11 protein-coding genes are annotated in these 13118 nt (G+C 55.3%); 4 read left to right on the top strand and 7 right to left on the bottom strand.

The window, feature by feature from the left end:
- Nucleotide 1: 1 nt before the first annotated feature.
- The 3 genes from nuoB to ACR809_RS07845 form a co-directional block, all read right to left on the bottom strand.
- Nucleotides 2–676, bottom strand: coding sequence for an NADH-quinone oxidoreductase subunit NuoB (gene nuoB, locus ACR809_RS07855; protein WP_002913178.1), 675 nt, complete (start codon nt 674–676; stop codon nt 2–4).
- Nucleotides 677–691: 15 nt separating this feature from the next.
- The gene (nuoA, locus tag ACR809_RS07850; protein WP_002913181.1) at nt 692–1138 is read right to left on the bottom strand and encodes an NADH-quinone oxidoreductase subunit NuoA; all 447 of its coding nucleotides are present in this window, start codon (nt 1136–1138) and stop codon (nt 692–694) included.
- A gap of 651 nt (nt 1139–1789) precedes the next feature.
- Nucleotides 1790–2716, bottom strand: a complete 927-nt coding sequence (locus tag ACR809_RS07845) for a LysR family transcriptional regulator (RefSeq protein WP_002913183.1) — start codon at nt 2714–2716, stop codon at nt 1790–1792.
- An 872-nt stretch (nt 2717–3588) separates the two neighbouring features.
- Between ACR809_RS07845 and alaA the strand changes: the two genes are divergently transcribed.
- Together alaA and yfbR are read left to right on the top strand one after the other, a co-directional pair.
- The gene (gene alaA, locus ACR809_RS07840) at nt 3589–4806 is read left to right on the top strand and encodes an alanine transaminase AlaA (protein ID WP_002913185.1); all 1218 of its coding nucleotides are present in this window, start codon (nt 3589–3591) and stop codon (nt 4804–4806) included.
- Between the two features lie 81 nt (nt 4807–4887).
- Nucleotides 4888–5487, top strand: a complete 600-nt coding sequence (gene yfbR, locus ACR809_RS07835) for a 5'-deoxynucleotidase (protein WP_002913188.1) — start codon at nt 4888–4890, stop codon at nt 5485–5487.
- Nucleotides 5488–5531: 44 nt separating this feature from the next.
- Here yfbR and ACR809_RS07830 read toward each other — a convergent pair whose 3' ends face one another.
- The 4 genes from ACR809_RS07830 to yfbV form a co-directional block, all read right to left on the bottom strand.
- Nucleotides 5532–7364: an SLC13 family permease gene (locus ACR809_RS07830; RefSeq protein ID WP_004180741.1), complete on the bottom strand. Its 1833-nt coding sequence runs from the start codon at nt 7362–7364 to the stop codon at nt 5532–5534.
- A gap of 76 nt (nt 7365–7440) precedes the next feature.
- Nucleotides 7441–8100, bottom strand: a complete 660-nt coding sequence (locus ACR809_RS07825; RefSeq protein ID WP_023325317.1) for a sugar phosphatase — start codon at nt 8098–8100, stop codon at nt 7441–7443.
- An 11-nt stretch (nt 8101–8111) separates the two neighbouring features.
- On the bottom strand, nt 8112–8606 hold the full coding sequence (locus tag ACR809_RS07820; protein ID WP_002913193.1) for a YfbU family protein: 495 nt from the start codon (nt 8604–8606) through the stop codon (nt 8112–8114).
- Between the two features lie 87 nt (nt 8607–8693).
- Nucleotides 8694–9149, bottom strand: coding sequence for a terminus macrodomain insulation protein YfbV (gene yfbV, locus ACR809_RS07815; protein ID WP_002913194.1), 456 nt, complete (start codon nt 9147–9149; stop codon nt 8694–8696).
- A gap of 337 nt (nt 9150–9486) precedes the next feature.
- Between yfbV and ackA the strand changes: the two genes are divergently transcribed.
- Entirely contained in the window at nt 9487–10689 is a 1203-nt protein-coding gene (ackA, locus tag ACR809_RS07810; protein ID WP_002913195.1) for an acetate kinase, read from the top strand.
- Between the two features lie 200 nt (nt 10690–10889).
- Nucleotides 10890–13037 carry a phosphate acetyltransferase gene (gene pta, locus ACR809_RS07805; RefSeq protein WP_002913196.1) on the top strand — a complete coding sequence of 716 codons (2148 nt, stop codon included), beginning with the start codon at nt 10890–10892 and terminating at the stop codon, nt 13035–13037.
- Nucleotides 13038–13118: the final 81 nt, after the last annotated feature.

Raw genomic sequence — 13118 nt, 5'->3', positions numbered from 1 at the left:
ATTAAATCTCGTCCGGCGTCCGCAGATTGGTCACTGCAATACGTTCGCCGCGTTTACGCTCGCGTTCCGACTGCATATTGGCGCGATAAACGCCCTGATCGCCAACCACCCATGAGAGCGGACGACGTTCTTTACCAATGGACTCCTGCAGCAGCATCAGCGCCTGCATATAGGCCTCCGGACGCGGCGGGCAGCCCGGGATGTACACATCGACCGGAATGAATTTATCCACGCCCTGGACGACGGAATAGATGTCGTACATCCCGCCTGAGTTGGCGCAGGCGCCCATGGAGATCACCCACTTCGGCTCCAGCATCTGATCGTAGAGACGCTGAATAACCGGCGCCATTTTGGTAAAGCAGGTTCCCGCGACCACCATCAGGTCCGCCTGACGCGGAGAGGCGCGCAGAACTTCTGCCCCAAAACGCGCAACGTCATGCACCGCAGTGAATGACGTCACCATTTCCACATAACAGCAAGAAAGGCCGAAGTTGTACGGCCAAATTGAGTTCTTACGGCCCCAGTTCACCATGTCATGCAGCGCGTGTTCGAGTTTCCCCATATACACGCTTTTATTGACTTCCTGCTCCAGAGGATCGGTAACGATCTCCTGTTTCTGCAGGGGGTAACGGTCGTTCTCACCGTTAGGATCTATGCGGGTGAGCGTATAATCCATCTTATTGCCTCGCTTTTACTGCATATGACGGTTAGTGGGACTGTCTGTTTCCGGGTTAACCAGCGTGCGACGGGAACGCGCAGGCGTCCAGTCCAGTGCGCCGATGCGAACGAGATAAACCAGACCAGCCAGTAGCACTAAAATGAAAATTGCGGCTTCCACAAAGCCGACCCAACCGCTCTCGCGGATAGAGGTCGACCATGCGTAGAGATACAGGGCTTCCACGTCGAAGATAACGAAGAACATGGCAACCAGATAAAACTTCGCAGAAAGACGTAAGCGGGCCGAACCGACGGAGTCGATCCCCGATTCAAACGGCGTGTTTTTACTACGCGCGCGCGCGCGACCGCCAAGGTACCAGCCGCCGACGAGCATGAGGCAGCACAGGCCGATAGCGATGATGAGAAATATAGCGAATGCCCAATGATGAGCGATGACTTCAGTGGATGTTGACATACGCATTGCTTAACCAAAAAAGTGTAGCGCCAAAACCCTCTGCTCTTACTGGCAGATGAACGCCACAGCGTTTCACGGGAGGAATAAAAAATAACCGTGCAAAAAAGCGTCCCTGGTCGATGTGAGAAGCCCAGATGCCGTGGCTTTTTACCCCTTTCTTTAACCTTTTGTCAACTTTAACAAAAGTTTTCATAACATTAATTTACATTGGAATCTTTTCATTAACATTAAATGCCCTTTTCTGCGAAATAACCTTGCATACTGTTCGGTTTTAGTGTTGTTGAATCGTGTCCGTTTCCGTCGTAAATCAAAAATCCCTTCTATTTTGACAGGATTTAGCCTCGATTCCTCCCCCCAAAGAGGGGTATTTTCTTGATCTGCGACACGGTTTTGTTAATTACCCCAGGAAATCGGCAACAATCCATCCGGTTTTTTAACATTAGCAGGAAGTGTTGAAAGTGCAGGGAAAAGTCGACAAGCTGAGCGCCTTGTCACGCCAATACGCTGATTTTTCTGCAAAGAAATACAAAAAAGATTCAAAACATCAATAAGAGTGCAAAAAAAAGAGCCGCCAGGCGGGAAACCAACTCCTGAGGCTCTTTTTGGGCACTTACATTCTGTTACCAGTTTTTGTGATCTTTGTTAGCAAGAATACCCTTACAAAACCAAGGTATTCCCTCCCTCTTCCGGAGTAAGTGCTGTGCCCGTTTCCCAGGGATGGATCTCCTGGCTCAGAGACTGAAAAATCGCCTGCGGCAGTTCGCTCACCGTCCGCGGATTGCAGCTGACGACGTACCGGGTGTCCGGCAACGCCGGTAACCCCTCACTGATGCCAGCCACGCGTAGATCCGGGCTCATCATTTCGACCGGGCGCGCCGTCACGCCCAGCCCGGCCTTCACCGCCGCTTTCACGCCCGATAGCGAGGAAGCTCCGTGGGCCAGATGCCAACTGACGCGAGCAGTTTCCAGCGCGGCGATAATATCCTGGCGGAATGGGCTTGGCTCTTCGAGCAGGATCAGGGGGATAGATTCCCCCTTCGCCAGCACATATTCCGCTGCGCAATACCAGAGAGTAGGTGATGTTCTCAGGGTAAAAGAGGTAAAGCCGGGAGGCTGATGGGTGGTCAACGCCAGATCGACCAGCCCCTCGGCCAACATCTCCATGATGGCGGCATGGGGGTGAACTTTGATCTCCAACGTCATTCTGGGATAGAAACAGCCGATGCGGTTTAACAAAAACGGCAGGATGGTGTCAGCCGTTTCTTCTGACGCACCGATGCTCAGAGCCCCCTGCAGGCTGCCATACATCAGCGACATACAGGCTTCATCGTTAAAACGGAGAATTTTGCGGGCATAGCCCAGCAGCTGGATCCCCTGCTCGGTCAGCAGCTTATTGCGGCCGTGGCGGGCGAAAAGCTCTTTGCCCACCAGCTGTTCCAGGCGTTGCATTTGCTGACTGACCGCGGACTGAGTACGACACACTGCGGCGGCGGCGGCGGCAAAAGTGTTCAAATCAGCGACCGCGACAAAGGTACGCAGCAGATCGAGATCGAGGTTGAGTATGGGACGTGTTGTATTAATCATCTTTCTTCACTTACAGGTGGCTAACGCTGACCTGCCTTGTTGATGCTTTACGCCAGGTATCCGGCTATTCCCTGAGCCTCGTGCTCACCGTCTGACGGCGGATAAACAACTGGACGAACGTTATTACATGCCAAAGTACTCGTCTGGGCAAATGCGCAGAACTGCGGAGTAATATATTGTTCGTATTTCTCATTATTATTTATTACCACGACCAGCCAGGCGCCATACGTCGCCGCGGGAACCCGGTCAGTGATGCTGAGAAAATCGCTCTTCTGGCGTAACTTCCCGGCAGAAAAGGAACAATAAAATCCTGTAATAACAATATATTAAATCTCAATGCAACCGCAGTTCTTGGCGGTTAACACGGATATTAACGGTGATATTCTAACCTATCCCCCTCCTTTTTATAAGCCTTAATAAGGATTAACTGAGACAATTTTAAATTTTTTTCAACATTTTATATTAATTAACAAACCTCAGATTATTACCCGCTAAAAATAATAATAATGTGGTCGCACGCTGTTTTTTATTAAAATTATTTAACATCAAAATTACAAGCCAATCGCGCTTGTATGCAGGATAGCGTTTTTTAGCGACTTCCCCTTCTCCCTCCCCATATTACCGGGCAAACAAACGAGATAAATGATGGCAAAACCGCTACTAAATCTATATTTACGACCAAAAAATCGACATAAAAAGGCATAAGCCACAGACCAAATCCGCAATCGGTAGATAAATCAATTGCGCTTAAAATCCGGCGTTAGCAAAATCTTCTCCTGCAAAGCCTTCAAAACAGCGGGGAGGGGGAGTACATTGTTCCGTGCTGACTTCCACGGCAGGGAGTGGCGATAACAGCTAAAAGGTCAAGATTCATGTCCCCCATCGAAAAATCCAGCAAGTTAGAGAACGTCTGTTATGACATCCGCGGCCCGGTTCTGAAAGAAGCCAAACGTCTTGAAGAAGAAGGCAATAAGGTTCTGAAACTGAACATCGGCAACCCGGCGCCATTCGGCTTCGAGGCCCCTGACGAGATCCTCGTCGACGTCATCCGCAATTTGCCTACCGCCCAGGGTTACTGCGATTCGAAAGGATTGTACTCGGCGCGTAAAGCTATCATGCAGCATTACCAGGCCCGGGGTATGCGCGATGTCACGGTGGAAGACATCTATATCGGCAACGGCGTGTCCGAACTGATTGTGCAGGCGATGCAGGCGCTGTTAAACAGCGGCGATGAGATGCTGGTTCCCGCCCCGGACTACCCGCTGTGGACGGCGGCGGTGTCGCTTTCCAGCGGCAAAGCGGTGCACTATCTGTGTGACGAATCCTCTGACTGGTTCCCGGATCTGGACGACATCCGCGCAAAAATCACACCGCGCACCCGCGGGATCGTGATCATTAACCCTAACAACCCCACCGGCGCGGTCTATTCCAAAGAATTGCTGCAGGAGATCGTGGAGATCGCTCGTCAGCATAATCTGATCATTTTCGCCGATGAAATTTACGACAAGATCCTCTACGACGAAGCCCAGCATCACTCTATTGCCGCCCTGGCGCCGGACCTGCTGACGGTGACCTTTAACGGATTGTCGAAAACCTATCGCGTTGCCGGCTTCCGTCAGGGCTGGATGGTGCTGAATGGCCCGAAAAAACACGCGAAGGGCTATATCGAAGGGCTGGAGATGCTGGCTTCAATGCGTCTGTGCGCCAACGTGCCGGCCCAGCATGCTATCCAGACGGCGCTGGGCGGCTATCAGAGCATCAGCGAATTCATCATCCCCGGCGGACGCCTGTATGAACAACGCAACCGCGCCTGGGAGCTTATCAACGATATTCCGGGCGTCTCCTGCGTGAAGCCAAAAGGCGCGCTGTATATGTTCCCGAAAATCGACGCCAAACGCTTCAATATTCATGACGACCAGAAAATGGTGCTCGACTTCCTGCTGCAGGAGAAAGTCCTGCTGGTGCAGGGCACCGCCTTTAACTGGCCGTGGCCGGATCACGTACGCATCGTGACCCTGCCGCGCGAAGACGACCTGGAGATGGCTATCTCCCGCTTTGGCCGCTTCCTCTCCGGCTACCATCAGCTTTAATCGCGCCGCCGCCGGCATTTGCATCCGGCGGCGATCCCTGCGCACAATGGAACCCGATGTTGTCACTGATTAAGGGTCCCTATGAGTCAGAGTCATTTCTTTGCCCACCTCTCCCGCCTGAAACTGATTAACCGCTGGCCGCTGATGCGCAACGTGCGCACCGAAAATGTCTCCGAACACAGCCTGCAGGTGGCGATGGTCGCCCACGCGCTGGCGGCGATTAAAAACCGCAAATTTGGCGGCCAGGTCAACGCCGAGCGTATCGCCCTGCTGGCGATGTACCATGACGCCTCGGAAGTACTAACTGGCGACCTCCCTACTCCGGTGAAATATTTCAATTCGCAGATTGCCCAGGAATATAAGGCGATTGAGAAAATTGCTCAGCAAAAGCTGGTGGATATGGTCCCTGACGAGCTGCGCGATATTTTCGAGCCGCTGATTGATGAGCATCACTACAGTGAGGAAGAGCAGTCGATCGTTAAACAGGCTGACGCCCTCTGCGCTTACCTGAAGTGCCTCGAAGAGCTGTCTGCAGGCAATAACGAATTTCTGCTGGCCAAAGGTCGGCTGGAAAAGACCCTGGCATCGCGGCGCAGCGCGGAGATGGATTACTTTATGCAGGTGTTCGTCCCAAGCTTCCAGCTGTCGCTGGACGAAATTAGCCAGGATTCGCCGCTGTAAGGTTCTGGCCGGGCGGCGGTTGTGCTCTACCCGGCCAGAATATCTTAAAACGGAAACAGTACCGGGATTAGCAGGACGCAGACCACCATCACCAGTATGGTAAAGGGCACGCCTATTTTGACAAAATCGCTAAATGAGTACTTGCCCGGGCCAAGCACCAGGGTGTTAACCGGCGAGGAGACCGGGGTCATAAACGCCGCCGAAGCCGCCATCGCCACCACCATGGCAAAAGGATAGGGTGAGACGCCCATTGACTTCGCCGCCGCTAAGGCAATAGGCGCCATCAGCACCGCCGTGGCGGTGTTTGAGATAAACAGCCCAATCGCCGCGCACATCACGAACAGGCAGCCGAGCATCAGATAAGGCCCCTCGCCTCCGGCGACATCCATCAGTCCCTTCACCACCAGATCCACCCCGCCGGTTTTTTGCAGCGCCAGGGCAAACGGCATCATCCCAACAATCAAAATAATGCTCGGCCAGTGGATCGCCTTGTAGGCGCTTTCGGCATTGATGCAGCGGAATTTGCCCATCAGCAGACAGGCGATAATCGCGGCAATCGGGTTGGGAATTTCATCGGTGAGCATCAGGGCTACCATCAGCACCAGGCAGAAAATCGCATGCGGAGCCTGGCTGTGGGCCGGCGAAGCGTCATCGACCTCAACCGGCATATTGAGCACCACGAAATCCCGGCCGCGCTTCGCCAGCAAGGCAATTTGCCGCCAGTTGCCGACCACCAGCAGGATATCGCCGAGCTGCAGCGGCTCGTCGACCACCGAACCATCCATCGCTTTGCCATCGCGCTTCATGCCGACGATATTGAGACCAAACCGGGTGCGGAAGGCTATCTCACGCACCGTTTTGCCAATCATCTCTGAATCCGGGATCAGCGCCACCTCCGCCATCCCCACATCCAGCGCCTGATCGGCAAAATACTCGCCGCGCAATACCATCGGCTCAAGCATTTGCTCGCCGCAGAACTGGCGTAAATCGACATCGGAGGCGGACATATCGATTAGCAGGACGTCGCGGGCGCGAAATTCCGATACCCCGTTGACGTTGACAATTACCCGGCGGAACCGCCGCCAGCGTTCAACGCCGATCACGTTGGCGCAGTAGCGCTCACGCAGCTTTAAATCATCCAGCCGCTGACCGATCATCGGCGAACCCGGGCGGATGGCCAGCCGGCGAGCGCGGCCGGTGAGGTGATATTCGCGGATCAAATCGCGGAAGGTGCTTCTTTTTCGCCCATCGCGTGCGGAGTCGCCATTATCCGTCTTCAGCATAAAGCGCACCGCCAGCATATAGACGATGCCCAGGATCAGCACCACCAGGCCAATCGGCGTGACGCTGAAAAAGCTGAAGCCGTGCAGTCCCTCGCGCAGCAATTCACTGTTGACCACCAGGTTGGGCGGCGTCGCCACCAGGGTCATCATCCCGCTGATAAGCCCGGCGAAGCTCAGCGGCATCATCAGCCGCGATGGCGAGGTATTCATCCGCGCCGAGACGCTAAGTACCACCGGGATGAAAATGGCGACCACCCCGGTGGAGCTCATAAACGCGCCCAGACCGGCAACGGTGAGCATCAGGTAGATCAGCATCTTGGTTTCGCTGTTCCCCGCCACGCTCACCAGCCATGCCCCCATTTTGGTGGCGACTCCGGTGCGCACCAGGCCATCGCCGATAATAAACAGGGCGGCAATCAGGATCACGTTAGGATCGCTGAATCCGGAAAAAGCTTCATTTAACGTCAGCGTTCCGCTGAGGACAAAGGCGACAATGACCATCAGGGCGATAGCATCCATGCGCACCTTGCCGGTAGCAAACAGCACAACCGCGATGGCCAGGAGGGATAAAACCCAAATCAATTCACCGTTCACAACGTTTCCTTGTCACAAGTGGGAGTCGACATAGTGGCATAAAAAAGCCCCGACGACGCGGGGCGAAATCATGGGTTTACGCTTTAAGACGCACATTTACCACGCCGTCAGTCTGGCGTTCAACCACCAGATCTTCCAGGCTGCTCAGCACGAGGTCGGCTTCATCCAGGCGAGGGGCATCGGCGGGCACGTTGACCGCGATAGTGCGACAGCCGGCCGCCAGTCCGGAGAGGAGCCCCGCCGGCGCATCTTCCACCACCGCGCACTCCCCGGTAGGCAGACCCAGCCGCTCGGCGCCCAGCAGATAGGCGTCCGGCGCCGGTTTGCCGTGTTTCACCTGCTCGGCGGTGACGAACACCTCAGGCATCGGCAGGCCCGCCGCGCGGTGACGCGCGTGGGCAACCGGAATCGAACCGGAGGTGACAATCGCCCACGGGATCCCGGCCTCATTGAGCGTATTCAGCAGGGCTAATGCCCCCGGCAGCGCGACGATACCCTCAATATCAGTGGCTTCTATCTGCTCGAGGTAGCGAAATTCGGCCTGGATATCCTCCTCGCTGCGCCCCGGCATAAAATGGCGAATGGAGGTAATGGCCTGCTTGCCGTGAATAAAACTGAGAATTTCATCATGGTCAATGGCGAAACGATCCCCCCACTTGCACCATGAACGCTCCACCACCGGCAAGGAATCCACCAGCGTCCCGTCTAAATCGAACAGGAAACCTTTACACTGCACGGGCACCTCCCTCAGGCGTTGATAATTTGATTAATTTCATTACTGCTCAGATGATACTGGCGCGGGCAAGCGTGCCAGACGCTCAGCATCCGCTGATATTTCTCCCACATCGGGGTCTGCGAGTTAAAGCCATGGGTACCGGCGTCAAAATGGCTGTAGCGGCCTTCAACGTTGACCATAAAACGCACATAGCCGAGATAACGCGCTTCGGTGGCGGCATCAAATCCGAGGAAGGTGACCCGGCGTTCATCGATACCCGCCGCGTCTTTCAGGTTGGTCCAGGAGACGTGCAGCGCGTGGTACATCTCCATGATATCAATAACGGTACGGCAGGTTTCTTCCGTCAGCTGGCCAAACTCGCGGTCCAGTTCACGCATCTGTAGCCCATACCCTCGCTCTATGATGGTTTGCAGACGACGGTAGCGTTCCGCATTATCCGGGTCGAGCATCGTCATCATTTTGTACTGATTGGATAAAATCAGACGCTGCGCATTGGTCATTTCCATGTTGTGACTCCTGTAGCACGGTAGGGCGTGAAATAAAGAAGGCGCATAAATCATGCGCCTTCTTTTATATGCGTTTTCCGTAGTGAATTACAAATCATCAAGGAAAGTTTTATCCAGTTGTTTGAAGGCGCGCTTAAGCGTGTCAGCCAGCGCCTGATAATCGGGCTTGCCTTCGACCGGTGCCAGCGCCTGCCCCGCCTCCTGCAGTTTACCGCGCACTTCATAGAACCAGTTAAGAATGGAGGGCGGCAGCGGCGTCACCGAACGCTTACCCAACCACCAGAGTCCCTGCATCGGCAGGCTCAGCGCAAACAGCGCGGTAGCGACGGCGGGGCCCAGCTGGCCGCCAAGAGCTATCTGCCAGCAGAGGGTAAAAATGGCGATTGGCGGCATGATGCGGATGGCATAGCGGGTGGCACGAATAATGCGGTTTTCAATAAACACCGGCGCGAGGCGCTTGTCGAGAGGCCAGGTCTTTGCGTAATGCTGCCCGCGGTTGAACAAGCTAAAGAAGCTAACGGGGCGTTTCTCAGGGGTCGACATGGCTTTACCTCAACTTTACATATAAAACTTAAAAAATTCGTGCAAAACACCAACTATGCATGACATCGTTCAAAAGATTTTGGCAAAGGATGCCGCAATCAGGTATCCTGTGCCCGCCTGAAAGGGCGGTTAGACTCTTTGCCAGGCTAGTCAAATTATCGCATATTCTGCCATTGGCTGAAAATTATGCAAAATGGCATAAAATCAAATGTACTTCTCTCATCGTGCCCGAAAACAGAACAAGGCATGATGTTAATCATAAATGTCGAGGTCATCCTGCGCTACGCTAATGACACACTGACGTTTTTTTAGCCACGTATCATAAAAAGGTACTTCCATGTCGAGTAAGTTAGTACTGGTTCTGAACTGCGGTAGCTCCTCTCTGAAATTTGCTATCCTTGACGCCGTGAACGGCGACGAATATCTGTCCGGTTTAGCGGAATGCTTCCACCTGCCGGAAGCCCGTATCAAATGGAAAATGGACGGCAGCAAACAAGAAGCCGAGTTAGGCGCGGGCGCCGCGCACAGTGAAGCGCTGAACTTTATCGTTAACACTATTCTGGCACAAAAACCAGAACTGTCTGCTCAGCTGACCGCAATCGGCCACCGTATCGTACACGGCGGTGAAAAATACACCAGCTCTGTGGTGATCGACGAGTCCGTAATTCAGGGTATTAAAGACGCCGCGTCTTTCGCACCGCTGCACAACCCGGCACACCTGATCGGCATCGCTGAAGCGCTGAAATCCTTCCCGCACCTGAAAGACAAAAACGTGGCTGTATTCGATACGGCGTTCCATCAGACCATGCCGGAAGAATCCTATCTCTACGCCCTGCCGTACAGCCTGTACAAAGAGCACGGCGTTCGTCGTTACGGCGCGCACGGCACCAGCCACTTCTACGTGACTCAGGAAGCCGCTAAGATCCTCAACAAGCCGGTGGAAGAGCTGAACATCATCACCTGCCACCTCGGCAACGGTGGTTCTGTTTCCGCTATCCGTAACGGTAAATGCGTTGACACCTCCATGGGTCTGACCCCGCTGGAAGGCCTGGTGATGGGTACCCGCTCCGGTGACATCGATCCGGCCATCATCTTCCATCTGCACGACACCCTGGGCATGAGCGTTGACGCGATCAACAAAATGCTGACCAAAGAGTCCGGCCTGCTGGGTCTGACCGAAGTCACCAGCGACTGCCGCTACGTGGAAGACAACTATCAGGAAAAAGCCGACGCTAAACGCGCAATGGACGTTTACTGCCACCGCCTGGCGAAATACATCGGTTCCTACACCGCGCTGATGGACGGCCGTCTTGACGCCGTTATTTTCACCGGTGGTATCGGTGAAAACGCCGCGATGGTGCGTGAGCTGTCGCTGGGCAAACTGGGCGTACTGGGCTTTGAAGTTGACCATGAGCGTAACCTTGCTGCCCGCTTCGGCAAGTCTGGCTTCATCAACAAAGAAGGCACCCGTCCTGCCGTGGTTATCCCGACCAACGAAGAGCTGGTCATCGCGCAAGACGCCAGCCGTCTGACCGCATAATTCCACATCGCCAGCCCTGACCCGCAATAATTCGAGCTGCAGGAAGGCGGCGACACAGCAAAACCCCGGCCGCGTACAGCGCGTACGCCACCGGGGTGAGCAAGTAGAGCCAACGCACCTGCAACTTGAAATATGACGGATAGCTGGCGGTGCTGTTTTGTATCCCGCCTGATACTGGCGGTAACGAAAGAGGATATACCGTGTCCCGTACTATCATGTTAATTCCTACCGGTACCAGCGTAGGTCTGACCAGCGTCAGCCTCGGTGTGATCCGCGCTATGGAACGCAAAGGCGTTCGTCTGAGCGTCTTTAAACCTATCGCCCAGCCGCGTTCCGGTGGCGATGCCCCAGACCAGACCACCACCATCGTTCGCGCCAGCTCCTCCACCACCACCGCCGCTGAACCGCTGAAGATGAGCCATGTTGAGTCTCTGCTCTCCAGCAATCAGAAAGATGTGCTGATGGAAGAGATCATTGCCAACTACCACGCGAATACTCAGGACGCGGAAGTGGTGCTGGTGGAAGGCCTGGTACCGACCCGTAAGCATCAGTTCGCCCAGGCGCTGAACTTTGAAATCGCCAAAACGCTGAACGCTGAAATCGTCTTCGTGATGTCTCAGGGCACCGACACGCCAGAACAGCTGAACGAGCGTATCGAACTGACCCGTAACAGCTTTGGCGGCGCCAAAAATACCAGCATCACCGGCGTTATCGTCAACAAACTGAATGCCCCTGTCGACGATCAGGGCCGTACCCGTCCTGACCTGTCGGAAATTTTCGACGACTCGTCGAAAGCAAAAATCGTGAAGATTGACCCGGCTCAGCTGCAGAAAGGCAGCACGCTGCCGGTGCTGGGCGCAGTGCCATGGAGCTTCGATCTGATCGCGACCCGCGCGATCGACATGGCGCACCATCTGAATGCGACCATCATCAACGAAGGCGATATCAATACCCGCCGCGTGAAATCCGTGACTTTCTGCGCGCGCAGCATCCCGCACATGCTGGAACACTTCCGCCCTGGTTCTCTGCTGGTTACCTCCGCAGACCGTCCTGACGTGCTGGTTGCGGCCTGCCTGGCGGCAATGAACGGCGTGGAAATCGGCGCCATTCTGCTGACCGGCGGCTATGAAATGGACGCGCGCATCAGCAAGCTGTGTGAACGCGCTTTCGCGACCGGCCTGCCGGTATTTATGGTCAACACCAACACCTGGCAGACCTCCCTGAGCCTGCAGAGCTTTAACCTCGAAGTACCGGTTGACGATCACGAGCGTATCGAGAAAGTTCAGGAATACGTGGCCAACTACATCAACGCCGACTGGATCGAATCGCTGACCGCGACCTCCGAGCGCAGCCGCCGTCTCTCTCCGCCAGCCTTCCGCTACCAGCTGACCGAGCTGGCGCGCAAAGCCGGCAAACGTGTCGTTCTGCCGGAAGGCGACGAACCGCGTACCGTGAAAGCGGCGGCGATTTGCGCCGAACGCGGGATCGCCACCTGCGTCCTGCTGGGTAACCCGGATGAGATCAACCGCGTAGCCGCGGCCCAGGGCGTTGAGCTTGGCGCCGGCATTGAAATCGTCGATCCGGAAGTGGTTCGCGAAAGCTATGTGGGTCGCCTGGTCGAACTGCGTAAGAACAAAGGCATGACCGAAGCGGTCGCGCGTGAGCAGCTGGAAGACAACGTGGTTCTCGGCACCCTGATGCTGGAACAGGACGAAGTCGACGGTCTGGTATCCGGCGCGGTTCACACCACTGCCAACACCATTCGTCCGCCGCTGCAGCTGATCAAAACCGCGCCGGGCAGCTCGCTGGTCTCCTCCGTGTTCTTCATGCTGCTGCCGGAACAGGTTTACGTTTACGGCGACTGCGCGATCAACCCGGACCCGACCGCCGAGCAGCTGGCGGAAATCGCTATTCAGTCCGCTGAATCCGCGATTGCCTTCGGCATCGAACCGCGCGTAGCGATGCTCTCCTACTCCACCGGTACCTCCGGCGCGGGTAGCGATGTCGAGAAAGTCCGCGAAGCGACCCGTCTGGCGCAGGAAAAACGTCCTGACCTGATGATCGACGGCCCGCTGCAGTATGACGCCGCGGTGATGGCTGACGTAGCGAAGTCCAAAGCGCCGAACTCACCGGTAGCTGGCCGCGCGACCGTGTTCATCTTCCCGGATCTGAACACCGGTAACACCACGTACAAAGCGGTACAGCGCTCTGCCGACCTGATCTCCATCGGGCCGATGCTGCAGGGTATGCGCAAGCCGGTCAACGACCTGTCCCGTGGCGCGCTGGTAGACGATATCGTCTATACCATCGCACTGACCGCGATCCAATCGGCTCAGCAGCAGAAGTAATCTGCCGCTGTGGTCAAAGCAAAAGGCAGCCGAATGGCTGCCTTTTTGTCGTCAGGAGGCGAGCGACGATTGCTGTCGCGC

It is taken from the genome of Klebsiella sp. CD33 (genome assembly GCF_051992865.1).
GTDB lineage: Bacteria > Pseudomonadota > Gammaproteobacteria > Enterobacterales > Enterobacteriaceae > Klebsiella > Klebsiella pneumoniae.
Note: the sequence above shows the minus strand (reverse complement) of the source record. Positions and strands in the feature narration are given on the sequence as shown.

Coding starts and splice junctions, on each gene's coding strand:
- nuoB (WP_002913178.1), bottom strand. CDS start 676: ATGGATTATACGCTCACCCGCATAGATCCTAACGGTGAGAACGACCGT.
- nuoA (WP_002913181.1), bottom strand. CDS start 1,138: ATGCGTATGTCAACATCCACTGAAGTCATCGCTCATCATTGGGCATTC.
- ACR809_RS07845 (WP_002913183.1), bottom strand. CDS start 2,716: ATGATTAATACAACACGTCCCATACTCAACCTCGATCTCGATCTGCTG.
- alaA (WP_002913185.1), top strand. CDS start 3,589: ATGTCCCCCATCGAAAAATCCAGCAAGTTAGAGAACGTCTGTTATGAC.
- yfbR (WP_002913188.1), top strand. CDS start 4,888: ATGAGTCAGAGTCATTTCTTTGCCCACCTCTCCCGCCTGAAACTGATT.
- ACR809_RS07820 (WP_002913193.1), bottom strand. CDS start 8,606: ATGGAAATGACCAATGCGCAGCGTCTGATTTTATCCAATCAGTACAAA.
- yfbV (WP_002913194.1), bottom strand. CDS start 9,149: ATGTCGACCCCTGAGAAACGCCCCGTTAGCTTCTTTAGCTTGTTCAAC.
- ackA (WP_002913195.1), top strand. CDS start 9,487: ATGTCGAGTAAGTTAGTACTGGTTCTGAACTGCGGTAGCTCCTCTCTG.